Annotated in this window: 13 protein-coding genes; 5 read left to right on the top strand and 8 right to left on the bottom strand. The window is 68.4% G+C overall.

Features of this window, described 5'->3' with window-relative positions; translation table 11 throughout:
* Positions 1–6 precede the first annotated feature (6 nt).
* Complete coding sequence (locus tag ACLARN_RS16225) at positions 7–3,111, top strand: ATP-binding protein (RefSeq protein WP_409492227.1); 3,105 nt, start codon at positions 7–9, stop codon at positions 3,109–3,111.
* Here the strand turns inward: ACLARN_RS16225 and ACLARN_RS16220 are convergent.
* Together ACLARN_RS16220 and ACLARN_RS16215 are read right to left on the bottom strand one after the other, a co-directional pair.
* Entirely contained in the window at positions 3,089–3,853 is a 765-nt protein-coding gene (locus ACLARN_RS16220) for an ABC transporter permease (RefSeq protein ID WP_409492226.1), read from the bottom strand. The two genes, ACLARN_RS16225 and ACLARN_RS16220, sit on opposite strands and share 23 nt — an antisense overlap.
* Positions 3,850–4,809 carry an ATP-binding cassette domain-containing protein gene (locus tag ACLARN_RS16215; RefSeq protein ID WP_409492225.1) on the bottom strand — a complete coding sequence of 320 codons (960 nt, stop codon included), beginning with the start codon at positions 4,807–4,809 and terminating at the stop codon, positions 3,850–3,852. The genes ACLARN_RS16220 and ACLARN_RS16215 overlap by 4 nt, the downstream gene beginning before the upstream one ends.
* A gap of 163 nt (positions 4,810–4,972) precedes the next feature.
* Here ACLARN_RS16215 and ACLARN_RS16210 point away from each other — a divergent pair, with 163 nt between their 5' ends.
* Positions 4,973–6,952 carry an amino acid transporter gene (locus ACLARN_RS16210; protein ID WP_409492403.1) on the top strand — a complete coding sequence of 660 codons (1,980 nt, stop codon included), beginning with the start codon at positions 4,973–4,975 and terminating at the stop codon, positions 6,950–6,952.
* A gap of 108 nt (positions 6,953–7,060) precedes the next feature.
* Positions 7,061–7,846: a phosphate signaling complex protein PhoU gene (phoU, locus tag ACLARN_RS16205; RefSeq protein WP_409492224.1), complete on the top strand. Its 786-nt coding sequence runs from the start codon at positions 7,061–7,063 to the stop codon at positions 7,844–7,846.
* A 48-nt stretch (positions 7,847–7,894) separates the two neighbouring features.
* Here phoU and ACLARN_RS16200 read toward each other — a convergent pair whose 3' ends face one another.
* The gene (locus ACLARN_RS16200; RefSeq protein WP_409492223.1) at positions 7,895–8,233 is read right to left on the bottom strand and encodes a MerR family transcriptional regulator; all 339 of its coding nucleotides are present in this window, start codon (positions 8,231–8,233) and stop codon (positions 7,895–7,897) included.
* An 868-nt stretch (positions 8,234–9,101) separates the two neighbouring features.
* Between ACLARN_RS16200 and ACLARN_RS16195 the strand changes: the two genes are divergently transcribed.
* Positions 9,102–9,353 carry a hypothetical protein gene (locus ACLARN_RS16195; RefSeq protein WP_409492222.1) on the top strand — a complete coding sequence of 84 codons (252 nt, stop codon included), beginning with the start codon at positions 9,102–9,104 and terminating at the stop codon, positions 9,351–9,353.
* A 28-nt stretch (positions 9,354–9,381) separates the two neighbouring features.
* Here the strand turns inward: ACLARN_RS16195 and ACLARN_RS16190 are convergent, their stop codons facing one another.
* The 3 genes from ACLARN_RS16190 to ACLARN_RS16180 form a co-directional block, all read right to left on the bottom strand.
* Entirely contained in the window at positions 9,382–10,203 is an 822-nt protein-coding gene (locus tag ACLARN_RS16190) for an SDR family NAD(P)-dependent oxidoreductase (protein WP_409492221.1), read from the bottom strand.
* 270 nt (positions 10,204–10,473) lie between these two features.
* Positions 10,474–12,273, bottom strand: a complete 1,800-nt coding sequence (locus tag ACLARN_RS16185; protein ID WP_409492220.1) for an APC family permease — start codon at positions 12,271–12,273, stop codon at positions 10,474–10,476.
* A 244-nt stretch (positions 12,274–12,517) separates the two neighbouring features.
* Positions 12,518–13,828 carry an NAD(P)-binding domain-containing protein gene (locus tag ACLARN_RS16180; protein ID WP_409492219.1) on the bottom strand — a complete coding sequence of 437 codons (1,311 nt, stop codon included), beginning with the start codon at positions 13,826–13,828 and terminating at the stop codon, positions 12,518–12,520.
* Between the two features lie 106 nt (positions 13,829–13,934).
* Here ACLARN_RS16180 and ACLARN_RS16175 point away from each other — a divergent pair, with 106 nt between their 5' ends.
* Entirely contained in the window at positions 13,935–14,780 is an 846-nt protein-coding gene (locus ACLARN_RS16175) for a helix-turn-helix domain-containing GNAT family N-acetyltransferase (RefSeq protein WP_409492218.1), read from the top strand.
* Here the strand turns inward: ACLARN_RS16175 and ACLARN_RS16170 are convergent.
* Both ACLARN_RS16170 and ACLARN_RS16165 read right to left on the bottom strand, forming a co-directional pair.
* Positions 14,777–15,709 (bottom strand): fumarylacetoacetate hydrolase family protein, encoded by a 933-nt coding sequence (locus tag ACLARN_RS16170; RefSeq protein WP_409492217.1) that lies wholly within the window; start codon positions 15,707–15,709, stop codon positions 14,777–14,779. The genes ACLARN_RS16175 and ACLARN_RS16170 overlap by 4 nt on opposite strands.
* Positions 15,706–16,494 (bottom strand): cyclase family protein, encoded by a 789-nt coding sequence (locus tag ACLARN_RS16165; RefSeq protein ID WP_409492216.1) that lies wholly within the window; start codon positions 16,492–16,494, stop codon positions 15,706–15,708. The genes ACLARN_RS16170 and ACLARN_RS16165 overlap by 4 nt, the downstream gene beginning before the upstream one ends.
* Between the last annotated feature and the right edge of the window lie 61 nt (positions 16,495–16,555).

The raw sequence follows: 16,555 nt of genomic DNA, 5'->3' as shown, positions 1-16,555 counted from the left end.
ACGCAGGTGACCATCGAGCTGGCGCTGTTGTCGCGGGTGGCCTACCGCGACGAGGAGATCGCCGGTTCCAGGCCCCGCGGTTTGCTGGCGCTCTTGGCAGGCGAACTCCGTGCGGGCTGCGGCACGGGCAGGCTGGTGGACGCGTTGTGGCCGGTCGAGCGGCCCGCGCACCCCACGAAAGCGCTACAGCTCGTAGTGTCCCGTCTGCGCGCACGGCTCGGCGCTGACGTCATTCTCAGCACGCCGACGGGTTATCGGCTCGCGTTGGGGGAGAGTCAGGTCGACGCCTCCGCCGTGTTGCTGAGCGTGTCCGCGACCGAGAAGTGTGCTCGCGTGGGCGACCACCGGTCGGCCCTCATACGTGCCGAAGAAGGCCTCGCGTTGTGTGCGGGGGCCGAAGAGTGGGCGAACACGCTGGACGATCCGGTGTCCGCGTTGCGAGCGGCGCGGGTGCCGGCGTATCGCTCGCTGGTGCGCGCCCGAGCGTTGGCGCTGTCTCGGGTCGGCCGGTCGGCCGAGGCTGTCGAGACGCTCGGACTTCTGGCGCTCGAGCACCCGCGGGACGAGGAAATCCTCGTGGAATTGCTGCGCTGCGAGGCTTCCACGATCGGGTCGGCCGCCGCACTGGCCCGGTATGAGGCCTATCGGCGGGCGCTACGTGACGAACTGGGCAGCGACCCAGGACACGCTGTGCGGGACGTTTACCGCGAACTGCTGCGCAGCGACGCCCCCGCGGTCCGGGACGGGGTGCGGCAGGAGCCCAATGCCTTGCTCGGCCGGGACAAGGACATCGCCGCGGTGACCGATCTGGTCCGGATGTCGCGGGTGACCTCGATCGTCGGCGCCGGCGGGCTGGGCAAGACGCGCCTCGCGCACGCGGTCGGTCGTGAGGCGGAACAGCGAGTCGTGCACTTCGTCGGCCTGGCCGGTGTCACCGCTGACAACGATGTGGCCGGGGAGGTCGCGTCCGCTCTCGGCGTGCGGGAGGCGGGCCCCGGTCCGACGGGCAGGCTCGCCGTCCGGACGGACGTCTTCGCGGGGATCGTCGAGGCCCTCGGCCCCGGACCGGCCTTGCTGGTGCTCGACAACTGCGAGCACGTCGTCGGTGGAGCCGCCGAACTGGCGCAAACCCTGGTGTCCCTGAGCAAGGATCCGCGGGTGCTCGCCACCAGCCGTGCTCCGCTCGGGCTGTCTTCGGAATCGGTGTACCCGCTGCCCGAGCTCGACCTGCCGACGATGGTGGAGCTGTTCGGCCAACGCGCGCGGGCGATCCGGCCGGACGTCGACCTCCCGGCGGAAGCGGTCCGAGAACTGTGCCGTCACCTGGACGGGTTGCCGCTCGCCGTCGAGCTGGCCGCGGCACGGACGCGGGTGATGTCGGTCGCCGAGATCGCCGGTCGCCTCGACGACCGGTTCGCCTTGCTCCGAGGCGGTACGCGGGACGCACCTGAGCGGCACCGCACGCTGCACGCCGTCATCGACTGGAGCTGGCACCTCCTGGACCCCGCCGGGCAAGACGCGATGCGCGCGCTTTCGGTGTTCCCCGGCGGTTTCACCGCGGCCGCGGCGCGTCACCTGCTCGGCGAAGACGCCGTGCTGGAGCACCTGGCCGAGCAGTCCTTGGTGAAAGTGACCGAAAGCGAGGGAGGCACGCGCTTCCGGATGCTGGAGACCGTGCGCGAGTTCAGCGCGGGACGCAGGGAAGCGGCAGGCATGACGGACGACGTCGTCGATCGCTTCCTCGGGTGGGCCGTCGACTTCGGAGCACGGTGGGGGCAAGAAGACTTCCTCGCCGGCTCCCTCGCTGTCGACGCGGTCCGCGCCGAGCAGGACAACCTTCTCCAGGTCCTGCGGTACGGGCTCGACCGGGAGGACGGCGCGGCCGTCGCGGTGACCACGGCCCTGCTGGGCGGTCTGTGGGTCAGCGAATCGAACTTCACCCGCCTGGCGCCGCTGGCCAGGGACACCGCGTGGGTGTTGTCCCACGCCCGGCCCGAACCCGCCCTCGTCGAGGCCGTCCGGACGGCGGCGGTGCTGGGCGCGATGATCGCGTCCGTCATGCCGGGACTGAGCCCGCTGCGCGCACTGGTCACGTTGCGACGCCTGCCGACCGCTCCGCCGGACACCGTGATCCGTGCCGCCCATCTCGCGTTGCGCGAGCCGGACGTCCCCGCACTGCTTGAGCTGTCCACAAGCGACGAACCGTTGCCCGCCGCCATCGCCGACTACGTGCTCAGTTACTTCTGGGAGAACGGCAATGATCTGGACAACGCGTTGCGGGCGGCCAGGAACATGCTCACGCGCGCCGAGGACGGCGGGACACCGATCCTTTCGGCGGTGGCCCATGGCCGGGTCGGCGAGCTGTGCCTGCAGATCGATCCCGGCGAGCCGGCGTTCCACCACCTGAACGCCGCGTTGGTGCTCGCCGAGCGGCTCGGGTGGTCGATCGCGGCCAGAGGACGGTGGGCACTGGTGCTGGCCAATCTGCAGCGCGGCGCGTTCGACGAGGCGGAACTAGGGCTCGAGGAAGCCGTGCGCGGTCTCGCGGACGACTCGGGCCCGGTGCTGTTCGAACTCTGCGCCCGCGCGGAGATCCTGCTCGGCCGGGGTGACATCGAGGGTGGCCTGCGCTTGTGGCGGCAGGCCGCCGAACGACTGAAGAACTCCGGCGGTGACCTGTCCGGGCTGTGGCCGTACGAGGTCGAAGCCGTCGCCGTCGTCACCCATGCGCGTCATGGACGGCTCGATCAGGTCCAGGAGATCATCGCCCCGTTGCCGGGAATTCTGGCCTCCATGGTCAGCACGGCGGCCGTGGCGGAGTTCCCGGTGTGCGGCTCGCTCCTGGTGGCGCTGGCGGTGGCGGACCTCGACCGCGGTGCCACCGCGGACGGAGTGCGGATGATCGCCTTGGCCGAACGGTTCGGCCTGCTGCGCGAATTCCAGCCGACCATGGCCCCGGCGCGGATCACGAACATCGCCAAGGAGGCCGACAGCCGGGCGTACGACGACGCGGTGTCGTCGTACGCCGGCCTCGATCACGACGGCCTCCGGGCGGCGGTCGCCGCGGCGCTGGGCTCGAGGGATCAGCTCACCGGCTCGGATCCCGCCTGAACAACGCCCGCGCCCACAGGTAGCCGGCCAGCGCGAGGCCGACGCACCAGGCGACGGCGATGATCCCGCTGTTCCCGACGGCTGTGTCCAGAAGCAGTCCGCGCAACGTGTCGATGATCGGTGTGAAGGGTTCGTGAGTGGCGAACCAGCGCACCGGCGCGGACATCGAGTCCGGCGAGACGAACGCGCTGCTGAGGAACGGCAGCAACTGGACGACGAAGACGAAGGGACTCGTGCCCTCCGCCGTCTTGGCGAGCAGGCCGACCGCGACAGCGATCCAGGTGAGCGCGAGGACGAGCAGTGCCAGCAGGCCGATGATGGCCAGCCACCGGACAGGATCGCCGGTGGGACGGAAGCCCAGCACCAGCGCGACACCGATGACCAGGCCCGCGCTGATCATCGTTCGCGTGGACGAACCGACCACGTGTCCGGTCAGGACGGCCGCGCGGGAGATCCCCATCGTGCGGAACCGGTTGATGATGCCTTCGGTCATGTCCCGGTTGACGGCCATGGCCGTGGTGGTGGACCCGTAGCCCACGGTCATCAGGAGGATCCCGGCCACCAGGTAGTCGATGTAGCCGCCGCGCGGAGCGGCGCCGAGTCCGGCGTTCAGCGCGCCGCCGAACACGCCGACGAACAGCAGCAGGAGGATCACCGGAAGCCCGATGGTCATGATCATCGTGCTGGGGTTGCGCAGGGTGTGCTTGGCGTTGCGCCGCAGCATGATCACCGCGTCGGTCATCGTGCCGTCTCCTTCGTGCTGGTGGGGTGGCCGGTCAAGGCGAAGAAGACGTCGTCGAGGTCCGGCGTGTGCACGGACAGCTCCTCGACCTCGATCCCCGCCTGCTCCAGCCTGCTCAGCAGAGCCCGTAACGCCGGGACACCGCCGTCGCCGGGTACCTGGAGCGTGAGGGCCTCGTCGTCGCGGGTTCCGCCGCCGAAGGAGCGCACCGCCGCGTCGAGACTCGCCACCGCGCTGAACCGGAGGCGCACATGCCCGCCGGGGATGCCGCGTTTGAGCTCCTCCGGAGTTCCCTCCGCGACCAGCTTGCCGTGGTCGAGGACGGCGATCCGGTCGGCCAGTTCGTCGGCCTCCTCCAGGTACTGCGTGGTCAGGAAGATCGTGACACCGTCGGCGACCAGACCCCGGATGGTCTGCCACATCGTGCGGCGGCTGCGCGGATCCAGCCCGGTGGTCGGCTCGTCGAGGAAGATCACCCGAGGGGCGCCGACCAAGGTCATCGCCAGATCCAGCCTGCGCCGCATCCCGCCGGAATAGGTGGAAGCCAGCCGACCCGCGGCCTCGACGAGGTCGAAGCGGTCGAGCAGTTCCGAGACCCGTTTCTTGCCCTCGGCTCGGCCGAGGTGGTGCAGGTCGGCCATGAGGGTGACGTTCTCTTCGCCGGTGAGCAGATCGTCGACGGCCGAGAACTGGCCGGTGACCCCGATCGCGCGGCGGACCGCGCCGGGCTCCTTGGCCAGGTCGTGCCCGGCGATCCGTGCCTGGCCGCCGTCGGACCCGATCAACGTGGACAGGATCCGCACCGCGGTGGTCTTGCCTGCCCCGTTCGGGCCCAGCAGTGAGAACGTCGTTCCCTCGGCGACTTCCAGATCGATGCCGTCGAGCACCACCTGGTCGCCGAACGACTTGCGGAGCCCGGTCACCGAGATCGCCGATCGTGATGGAGCGCCGGTCATGTCCCTCCCTTCGAACACCGTGGCGGCTGTCGCCACGTTCGAGAGGACAGTGCGGGTGGCCGGTGTCACCGCGGCTTCACCACGGTGTCGGTGTGCCGGATTGGCCTCGCCGGACGGGTCGGGCATGCTGTGCGCGCAGAACATCGTCGGGGAGAGGCACGGCATGACCGAAGTACCGGAGTCCGCTGTTCCGGAACGGGTCGACAGCCCGGACCGGCAAACGGGACCGTCAGGCAAGTTCGGCCGCTGGCTGATGGAGCACCGCGTCCAGCCTGTCGGGCCGGAAAGCCATGAGGAGCACGCCACCCCGCAGTCGTGGTGGAAGGTCATGTGCCTGACCGGCGTGGACTACTTCTCCACGCTGTCCTATCTGCCCGGTATCGCCGCGCTGGCCGCGGGCGCGCTGTCGCCGCTGGCGACGTTGCTGATCGTCGCGCTGACCCTGCTCGGCATGCTGCCCATGTACCGGCGGGTGGCGAAGGAAAGCCCGCACGGCCAGGGTTCGGTCGCGATGCTTGAGAACCTCCTGCCGTTCTGGCGCGGCAAGATCTTCGTCCTGGTGCTGCTCGGGTTCGTCGCGACGTCGTGGATCATCACCATCACCCTGTCTTCGGCCGACGCCACCGTGCACGCGCTGGAGAACCCGATCGCGCCGTCGTTCCTGCACGGGCACGAGGTGCTGATCACGGTGATCCTGCTGTTGATCCTGGGCGGGGTGTTCCTGCTCGGGTTCAGCGAGGCCGTCGGGGTCGCGATCCCGCTGGTGGCGATCTTCCTGATCCTGAACGCGGTGGTCGTGGTCGCCGGGGTCGGCGAGGTCTTCACCGAGCCCGCCGCGCTCGACCGCTGGCTGGACGCGCTGACGTCCGGAGGCGGCGGCTTCGGCGGTGTCATCGGCCCGGCGATCCTGGCGTTCCCGTTGCTGGTGCTCGGTTTGTCCGGATTCGAGACCGGTGTGAGCATGATGCCGCTGGTGGCGGCGAAGGGCGAGAACGCCGAGCAGAAACTGGCGAACCGGATCCGGAACACCCGCAAGCTGCTCACCGCGGCCGCGCTGATCATGTCGGTGTACCTGGTCGCGACCAGTTTCGTCACCACGATCCTGATCCCGGCCGAACAGTTCAAACCGGGCGGCGAGGCGAACGGCCGCGCGCTGGCGTACCTGGCGCATGAATTGATGGGTGACTGGGTCGGCACCGCCTACGACATCAGCAGCATCCTGATCCTGTGGTTCGCGGGCGCCTCGGCGATGGCGGGGCTGATCAACATCGTTCCGCGCTATCTGCCCGCTTACGGGATGGCCCCGGACTGGGCCCGCGCCGTGCGCCCGGTCGTCCTGGTCTACACGGCGATCTGCGTCCTCGTCACGATCATCTTCAACGCCGACGTCAACGCCCAGGCCGGCGCGTACGCCACCGGGATCCTCGCGATGATGGTCTCCGCGTCGGTCGCCGTGGCCATCTCCGCTGTCCGCCGCCGTCAGCGGAAAGCCGCGATCGCCTTCGCCGTGCTGACGCTGATCCTGATCTACGCGCTGGTGGAGAACGTCATCGAGAAGCCGGACGGCCTGACGATCTCCGCGTTCTTCATCCTCGGGATCATCGTCGTGTCGCTGATCTCGCGGGTCAGCCGCACCACGGAACTGCGGGTGGAGCACATCGAGTTCGACGAGCCCGCGCGCCGGTTCGTCACCGATTCGATCGCTCACGACGGCGCGCTGACCATCATCGCGAACCGGCGCCAGGCGGGCGACGCCGACGAATACCGGGCGAAGGAAGCCGAGCAGCGCGGCATGAACCCGGTACCGGGCGCCGCCGACGTCCTGTTCCTCGAAATCGACGTGATCGACCCGTCCGGGTTCAGCGACGTGCTGAAGGTCCGCGGGGTCGAGATCGACGGTTTCCGTGTCCTGCGCGTGGAAAGCCCGGCCGCGCCGAACGCGATCGCGGCTGTCCTGCTCGCGTTGCGTGACGCCACCGGGGTGCGGCCGCAATGTCATTTCGAGTGGAGCGAGGGAAATCCGCTCGGGCACCTGTTCCGCTACCTGATCCTCGGCCGCGGTGACACCGCCCCCGTCGTCCGCGAGATCATCCGCACCAGCGAACGTGATCCGGCGCTCCGCCCCGGGATCCACGTCGGCTGACGTCACGCGTTAACGAGAGGTCGTCATCGGGGTGATCCGCGTTCTGTTCCCGTGAAAAACGGTCGCACGGCGCGGGGAATCAATTCCCCGCGCGTAAAGATCGGGTGCATGCGCACCTCCTACCACGACCAACTCGACCGGCTCGTCGCCCGCTTGCTGCGGACTTCGCGGGTGGTCGCGGACATGATGGACCGGGCAGGCACGGCCCTGTTCGAGGCCGATGGTGAACTGGCGGCCGAGGTCATCGCCGAGGGTGCCGCCTTGGAACGGGTCAAGGCCGAGGCCGAAGGGCACGCGCACGCGATCCTGGCGTTGCAGTCCCCGGTCGCGACCGACCTTCGGGTCGTGCTGTCGGCGATCCACGCTGTCGGCGACCTCGATCGGATGGGCCGCCTCGCGGTCCATGTCGCCGAAGCCGTCCAGCGCAGGCAACCGGACCGGGTGGTGCCGCAGGTGCTGATGCCGCGGTTCGTCGAAATGAGCCGGATCGCCGTATGGCTGGCGGTGATGGCCGGGCAGGCGATCGAGAGCCGGGACGCCGTACTGGCACGCACGCTGATCAGTGTCGACGACGACATGGACGACCTGCACCGCACGCTCTTCACGGTGATCGACTACCAGGACTGGACCTACGGCACCGCGAAAGCGGTCGACGCCGCCTTGCTGAGCCGGTACTACGAACGCTTCGCCGATCACGCGGTCTCGCTGGCGAGGCAGACCACGTTCGTCGTCACGGGTAGTCCTAAATGGACAAGCTCCGTCCCGGTCCAGGGTGGCGCGGTGACCGGGCCAGAACGCGGCCGGGGAATAGTCGCCCTTGACCGAAAAGCACGCGGTGAGAGCAACGGCGGCCGCATCGAACACGACACCCCGCGCTATCGCAGGCTCGTTTGACGACTGGTGCGAGGTGTGCCGCGAGACGCTTGCGGCACACCCGGCGGTTCAGTCGGCGGAGCGGAGTTCGTGGTTCTCGCGCTGGGCGTCGTGGAGCTGGTCTTCGAGGGTGACGATGCGGCAGGCGGCGTCGAGGCCGGTGCCGTTGTCGACCAGTTCTCGTACGCGCGCGGCGAGGCGGAGCTGGTGGCGGGAGTAGCGGCGATGACCGCCGGCCGAGCGCTGCGGTTGCAGGAAACCGGCTTCGTCGAGGCTGCGCAGGAAGCCCTGCGTCGCGCCGAGCATGTCCGCGGCCCTGCCCATGGTGTAGGCGGGGTAGTGGTCGTCGTCGAACTTGTCCGCTCCACTCGGGTCGGGAGCGGGGGTATGGCGTTGGTCAGGAATCATTCCACCTCCACATCACGAGGGACCCCGGATGCCTCGAGGCATCCGGGGTCCCTGGGGTTGGGTTTCACCATTGTCAACCGGCCGTGAGGCCGACTTCGTGTATCCGCTGTGTCCGTCCGAGAGGCGAACAACGCGGAGATCGCTCATTCGTAACCGAGAACCACCTACCAATCTGATGGGACTGCGGTACCCGCGCGGCGCTACTACCCAGCCGCGGCGGGCGATCCAATGATGCGCCCTTTCCCTTCTTTCCTGTGTTTCCTTACCTTGCATCACTTTCATCGCTGCGACCGTCACCGGCTGGGACCCTTTCACTGATCGGCCCCAGCACGCGAAACGCCGCTGGTCACTGCCCGGAGCCCTGACCGTGATCGGCTCCGGCCACCTGACCGGTCCTGCACTAACGAACTTGCAACTACTTACTGACTTACAACTGCGTACTGCGTTCTGACTTACAACTACTTACTGACTTACAACTACTTACTGAACTACAAACTGCGTACTGACTTGCAACTGCGTACTGCGCTTACTGCACTGCTCTGCTTCGCCGGGATCGGCCTTGCTGTTCGCGTCTTCACTTCTCGATCCCGGTACTTCATCGGCCACCAGTCGAAACCTGTTCACTGATTGGCTTCGTCCTGCCTGGCCGTCTTGTCTCACCTCGCGGGTAGTTCCGTCATCTCCCGCGCCTGCTTGACGTTGTCTCTCTCGGTACGAGAAGAACACTACACACACCCAAGCTTGAATGTCTACCCCCGCCATCATAGATTTGCTCGGGTTCCGGAGGGAAGCTCCTTCGGAAGCCCGGAACCGCAGGTCAGCGGCGAGGGGCACGCGGCCAAGGACACTCGGAAGGGTGACGAGGGGAATGAGCGACTCGATCGCGCGGCAGGATCCGTTCGACCTCGGCGGAGTGCGCGACCACCAGGAGTACGCCCGCGCTCTCGAACGTATGGTCGGCCAGGGCCGGCGGGAGCGCTGCGTCGCGCTGCTGTCGGAGACCGAGGCACATGTGGTGGCCGAGTTGCTCGGCCAATACGCCCAGCTCGACCCCACCTCGGAGCTCAACCAGCTGGCCGCGACCCTCGCCAGCCGCCTCTACAGTCGGCTCGGGGTTTGATCTCCCCAGCCTTGCCCGGGCATCACCTTCAGAGTCGTCGCTTGTCGAAGAGCGTCAGGCGTTCACTGAGCGACCACAGCTTCCGGACGTCCTCGGGATCGACGGCGGCGGTCGCCGCCTTGGCAGGTAGCCGACCGTCGTAGTAGCCGCTGTTGAGGACCTTGGATCCGGGGTCGGCGAGCCGGGCGACCGGTTCGGCTCCTTCGGCGACGGGGCGGCCGCGGTAGCTGTAGCCGGGGAGCATTCCGGTGGCGATGATGCCGGGGTGCACGCTGACGGCTTCCCTGACCTTCGGCCGGAATTCGGTCAGCGCGGTGGTCATCATGGTGAGGGCGAGTTTCGACTGGGCGTAGGCGGCACCGCGGTTGTAGCGGCGCTTCCAGTTCAGGTCGTTCCAGTTGATCCGCCCGCCGCGGTGCAGTGAGGAGGACACGTTCACCACGCGGCTCACCTCGGAGCGGTCGAGCGCGTCCTCGAGCAGCCGGGTCAGCAGGTACGGGGCGAGGTAGTTGACCTGGATGGTCTGCTCGTGACCGTCCTTGGTGAGCACACGCCCGTGCGCACCGGCGGTCCCGGCGTTGTTGACCAGGACATCGAGCCGGGGATAGGACTCGGCGACGTCGACGGCGAGATCGATGACCTGGCGAAGGTCGGTGAAGTCGGCGACGGCCGGGCGGAGCCGTCGTGCGTCGACGCCGGAGTTCACCAGCCTGGCAACGGATTCGTCGCTTTCCTCCCGGGTTCGCGCGTGGGCGATCACGGTGCAGCCGAGGTTCGCCAGCAGCCGGGCGGTTTCGAAGCCGATACCTTCGGAGGTCCCGGTGAGCAGGACTGTGGGGCCTTCGTTCATTGTCCGTCCATAAAGGATTCAAGGGCGCGTTCGATCGCGCCAGGGGCCGAATGTCAACGGCCGGCCGGGGAATCGCCGGAATCGGAGGTATCGCCGACCGGCATCGGATGAGGTGGACGGTCGTCGTGGCGCACGCCCCACGCGTACCCGCGAACGTCACCTTTGCCCATGGATCCAGCCAAACCTGTCCATGCCCGAGGGGCAAGAGACGGGGGTCCGGTTTTACGGATTCCTTCCGGGCAGGGGTAACTGGCCGATCAGGGAGGTCGCTCAGCGCGCCTCCAGCCGGAAACGCATCCGGCAGACGACGGCGTCCGAGCGGCGCCGGAGCACGCGGGCGAGTACGGCGCCGCGCTGGTTCTGCAGGATCCGCTCCCACCAGTGTGCCGGTTCGACTTCGGCGATCAGGACGAAGACGTGCCGGTCGCCGGCGGCGCGAAGGTGATCGAGTAGTGGTTCGCCGAGGCGTCGCCGTTCGTCGTAGAGCTGCACCAGCGTCACGTCGGGATGCCACTTCTCCCAGGCCGTCACGAAATCCCGCGCCGACTGCTCGTCCTCAGGGTGGATGACGTGGACGGCTTCGACCTGGTCGCCGAGGGAGAGTGCGGCGGCGAGGGCGTCGCGGGTCAGGCGGGACACCGTGTGCACGGGGACGATCACGATCGACCGGTTCGGCCGGGGAGGTGCCGGGGTCATGCCGAGTTCGAGCCGGTCGCCGATCCTGCGGTAGCTGCGTTCCACCCATTCCATGGCCGCGACCAGAAGTGGGAGCGCGAGGACGATCAGCCAGCCGCCCTCGCCGAACTTCGTCGTCGTCACCACGATCGCGGCGACGCCGGTGAGCAGCGCGCCGAAGCCGTTGAGCGTGGCCTTGCCCCGCCAGCCTGCCGGGCGATGCCGCCGCCAGTGCCGGACCATCCCGAACTGGGAGAGCGTGAACCCGACGAAGACCCCGATGGCGAAGAGCGGGACCAGCGTGTTCATGTCGCCGTCGGTGATGAGGAGCAGCAGGGCGGCGGTGACGGCGAGGAAGCCGACGCCGTAGCGGTACACCTGGCGTTCCGCGCGCAGGGCGAACACGTGGGGGAGTTTGTTGTGTTTCGCGAGCAACTGCGCGAGTACCGGCAGCCCGCCGAAGGAGGTGTTCGCGGCCAAGGCCAGCAGCACCACGGTCGAGAACTGCACGAGATAGAAACCGAAGCCGTCGCCCAGCGCCGCGGTGGTCACCTGGGAGAGCACGGTGACGCCGTCCACCGGGTGGATGGCGAATTTCCCGATCAGCACGGCGATTCCGATCAGCATCACGCCGAGCAAGCCGCCAAGGGCGATTTCCGCGTGCTGGGCGCGGCGCACCCGCGGCCTGCGGAACGACGGCACCGCGTTCGCGATCGCCTCGACGCCGGTCAGCGCGGCACACCCGTTCGCGAAAGCCTTGAGCAGCAGCAGAATCCCGACCATCTGGAGGTTCTGTGCGTGCTCCGGCGCGGCGATCTCCGCCGCCGGGCCCGAACGGAGCAGGCCGGCGACGATCACCGTCAGGATCGCGCCGACGTAGATCACGGTGGGCACGATGAACACGCGAGCGCTTTCCGCGATGCCTCGCAGGTTCACCACCGTGACCAACGCCAGGACGCCGAGGCACACCCACAGCGTGTACGGCAGCAAGCCGGGAAACGCCGACGTCAGCGCGGCCACCCCCGCCGCCACCGAGACCGCGACGTTGAGGACGTAGTCGATGATCAACGACGCCGCGGCCACCAGTGAGGCCCGGCGCCCGAGGTAGGTCCGGCTGACGCCGTAGGCCCCGCCGCCGTCGGGGAACGCGGCGATGACCTGGCGGTAGGACAGCGTCAAAACACCCAGCAGCACGGCGATCGCGATCGTGACGGGCAAGGTGAAGCCCAGCCCGGCGCCGCCCGCGACGGCCAGCACGATCACGATTGCTTCAGGCCCGTAGGCGACCGACGCCATCGCGTCCAAGGACAGCGCGGCGAGCCCGCCGACGACGGAAAGACGGTGCCGTTCGGAGCGGTCGGTGTCGCTCTCGGGGCGGGTGAGTGTTGTGGTCACGCCGTCAGCGTGGGGCTCTGCTTTTCTTCGCTGCGAGGACGTTGACGAGTTCTTGACAGCGAATCGGGTGAACCCGACACCAAACTGACGGGCTGGAGATCCGAATCACCGCGACGCCAGGCTTTCCGCGACAGGAAGGCGAGTCCCGTCGCCCCAAGGGTATTGAGCGCGAACACCAGGTGTCGTGGCCGGACGGATGCCCCAGCACCAGCCAGGAGTGCGGGATCCAGCATCAGGCGGCGAATCAAGTGAGCGAGACGGCGTGGGTAGTGGTCGTCGGCGGCGGGACCGCGCAGCATCCACCGGCGGCCGGGGTGTCGTCCGGCTCGTCGAATATGCCCGCGCCACCGCAGACCCCGGTTTCGGCCATCCTGAGTTCAACGCGTGCCGCCGAATCATGGTCTCCGGCGAGTTCGGCGGCGATGCTGCGGACCTGTTCGTAGCCGGTCATGGCGAGGAAGGTCGGTGCCCGGCCGTAGCTTTTCATCCCGGCGAGGTAGAAGTCCTTCTCCGGGTGAGCGAGTTCCTTGGCGCCGTGCGGGTACACGGTTCCGCACGAGTGCACGTTCGGATCAATCAGCGGAGCGAGAGCGACCGGTGCCTGAAGCGTCGGGTCCAGCTCCAGCCGGATCTCCGAAAGCCAGGTCAGGTCGGGGCGGAATCCGGACAGCGTCACGACTTCGTCGACCTGGTCAAGTCGTTGTCCGGCGGAGGAGATCAGGGTCAGCAGTCCGTTGTCGTCGCGTTCGACCGCCTCGGTGCGGAACCCGGTCACCACCGTGATCAGCCCGGAGTCGACCGCGGCCTGGGCGCGCAGGCCGAGAGCGCCACGGGCGGGGAGCTGGTCGGCGTCGCCGCCGCCGAAGGTGTCGCCGACCGAACCGCGGCGCAGAACCCAGCTGATCCGGGTATTCGCGAGACCGGACAGCGCGACCAGCGCGGTGAGCGCCGAATGCCCGCTGCCCGCGACCACCACGTGCTTGCCCGCATACCTCGCCTCACCCGGATTCGGGACCCGGTAAGCGATCCGGTCCGCCGCTGCTCGTTCACCCGTGGCCGGAAGTCCTTCCCCGCCAAGGGGATTCGGTGTCGACCAGGTTCCGGAGGCGTCGATCACCGCACGTGCCGCGATCCGTTCCTCCGTGCCGTCGGTGGCGCGAACATGCACGGTGAACGGCTCGTCGTCCCGGCCGCTGTCCACGACACGGTCACGGCCCCGGCGCGCAACGCCGATCACCTCCGCACCCAACCTCACCCGGTGGGCAAGTGTCTTCGCCAGCGGCCGCAAGTACAGCCCGGCCCAGTCCTCGCCGGTCGGATAGGCGTTCCCGTCGGGGCGAGTCCAACCGGTCGTTTCCAGGAGGCGACCGGCGGCGGGGGCGACGAGTTCGGACCACGACGAGAACAACCGCACGTGACCCCACTCCGCCACACCCGCGCCCGCTTGCGCACCACGTTCCAGCACCAGTGGCGTGAAACCCCGCTCCACCAGCTCGGCGGCCGCCGCCAACCCCACCGGACCCGCGCCGATCACCACGACAGGCAACTCGCTCATATCCCACGCACCCTTTCATCGATCAGGATCGATTGAAGCAATGTCAGGGACTGTATCGATGGTCATCGATTGACGCAACCATCGATTCTGGTCGATACTGTGCGGTATGACCACGGTTGTGCCCGTACCTCTCGCCGGTCTCCTGCCCGAGACCGAGGCCGCGACCTATGCCGGGTGGTTCGCCTGCCTGGCCGAGCCGATGCGGGTGAAACTCCTGCACGCGGTCGCCACCTCACCTCGCGGCATGACCGTGGGGGCGTTGACGGAGATCCTCGGGACCAGCCAGTCCACCTGCTCCCACCACGTGCGGAAGCTCGCGGACGTCGGCTTCCTGCACCTGCGCAAAGAGGGCACTGCCACGGTCGTGACGATCAACCAGGCTTGCTGTAGCGGGCTTCCGCACGCCGCAGACGCCGTCATGGGCCTGCTCGCGCCGCGACCGTGCTGCCCGGACGACCTCCCCGAGGACGTCACCCTCCGCGCACTCCGCGACGACGACTGGGCCGTCGTGCGCCGGATCTACGGCGAAGGCATCGACACCGGCCTCGCCACCTTCGACACCGAAGTCCCCAGTCGCGAGGACCTCGACGCGAAGTGGCTGCCCGGCCACCGCTGGGCAGCCGAGATCGGCGGCGAGGTCGTCGGCTGGACCGCCGCCGCCCCGATGTCGGCACGCGACTGCTATCGAGGCGTCGCCGAAACCTCGACCTATGTCGCCGAAAGCCACCGCGGGCGCGGTGTGGGGAAAGCTCTGCTCTTCAAGCAGGTCACCGAGGCTGACGCTGCCGGGCTGTGGACCTTGCAGACCTCGATCTTCACTGACAACCGCGCCAGTATCGCCCTGCATCACTCCGCCGGCTACCGCACCGTCGGCGTCCGCGAACGTATCGCCCAACGCGACGGCGTCTGGCACGACACCGTCTTCCTCGAACGCCGCAGCCCGGTCGACTAACGGGCGCGGTGTGCCGGGGGCACGGGGTGCACGGGAGCGCCGGGGATGACGGAGTTCTCGATGGTGCCCAGCCCGGCCACCTCCATGGTCACGGTGTCGCCGATCGCCAGTGGCGGGGGCACGCGCTCGCCGCCGTTGCGGCCCCACAGTTCGATCAGGCAGCCGTTCCCGCAGGTTCCGGAGCCGAGGACGTCCGAGGCGCGTACTTCGGTGCCGCGGCTGGCGTAGGCGACCATCTCCGGGAACGACCACGCCGAGTTGGCCAGCGAATCCTCGCCGATGGGGGTTCCGTTGACCGATACCGACATCGTGAGGTCGAACCGGTCGCCCTGGCGGTAGGGCTCGAGTTCGTCCGGGGTCACCAGGTAGGGCCCGAGCGTGGAGGCGGTGTCCTTGCCTTTGGCCGGTCCGAGGCCGATGCGCATTTCGTGCATCTGGAGGTCGCGTGCCGACCAGTCGTTGAAGATGCTGTACCCGGCGATGTGCTCTTCGGCGTCCTCGACGCGCAGGTTGTGACCGCTGGTGCCGATGATCGCGGCGACTTCGAGTTCGAAGTCGAAGACGGTGCAGCCGGGCGGCATCGGGACCGGGTCGGCCGGGCCGATCAGCGCGTACGGGTTGGTGAAGTAGAACGTCGGGATCTCGTACCACTCGGGGACGACCGCGGGGTCGCGGCTGCCCTTGAAGGAGCCTTCGACGTGCTGTTCGAACGTGATGAAATCCCGGATGGACCCGGCCTGGACGGGCGGCAGGAGCCGTTGCCCGGCGAGCGCGACGGGTGCGGCGCACCGGCTCAGCACTTCGTCTTCGCCGGGGCGGGCGGCCAGCAGTTCGAACAGATCGGTGCCGGGCGGGAGCGGGTGCAGCAGGTCGTCGTGCACGAGCGCTTGCCGGTACCGGCCGTCGACGTGCAGGGCGGCGAATTTCATGCGTTCTCCTCGACGTCGTCGATGATGGCCACGGCCCTTGTCCAGCCGGCGGAGGCGGCGTGGATCTTGTGGGGGAAGCAGGAGATCCGGAATCCGGTGGCGGGCAACGCTTCCAGGTTGTGCAGCTTTTCGAGATGGCAGTACCCGATCTCCCGGCCTGCCTTGTGCCCTTCCCAGATGATCGAGCCGTCCCCGGTTTCGGCGAACCGGCGGGCGGTGTGGACGAACGGCGCGTCCCAGCTCCATGCGTCCGTCCCGGTGACCCGGATGCCTTGGCGGAGCAGGTGCAGCGTGGCGTCCCGGCCCATGCCGCAGCCCCGGGCGAGGTAGTCGTCCTCGCCGTAGCGGGTCCCGGCACTGGTGTTGACGATGACGATCTCGAGGGGACTGAGGGTGTGCCCGATCCGCTCGAGTTCGAGGTCGATGTCGTCGGGTGTCACGACGTAGCCGTCGGGCAGCTTCCGGAAGTCGAGCTTCACTCCGGGCTGGAAACACCACTCCAGTGGTACTTCGTCGATGGTGATCGCGCGCTGTCCTTTGTCCATTGTGGACGCGTAGTGGTACGGCGCGTCCATGTGCGTGCCGCAGTGGGTGGTCAACTCGATCCGCTCGATCGCCCAGCCCTCGCCGTCGGGCAATACTTCGGGGCCCGCGCCGGGGAAGTGGGCGAGCATGCCGTCCACGGTGTCGCGGTGGCCGAGGTACTCGATCTTCGGGCGCGATCCGGGCGGGTCGGAGGCGATGCCGTCCCGAAGGGCGACGGAGATGTCGATGAAAGTGGGCATGGGGCTTCCTTCGGTCTCAGGTGGTCGGCGCGGGGCCGGGGCGGCGTCGCGCAGGTCGGGC

Source organism: Amycolatopsis sp. cmx-11-12 (assembly GCF_046269425.1).
Lineage (GTDB): Bacteria > Actinomycetota > Actinomycetes > Mycobacteriales > Pseudonocardiaceae > Amycolatopsis.
Note: the sequence above shows the minus strand (reverse complement) of the source record. Positions and strands in the feature narration are given on the sequence as shown.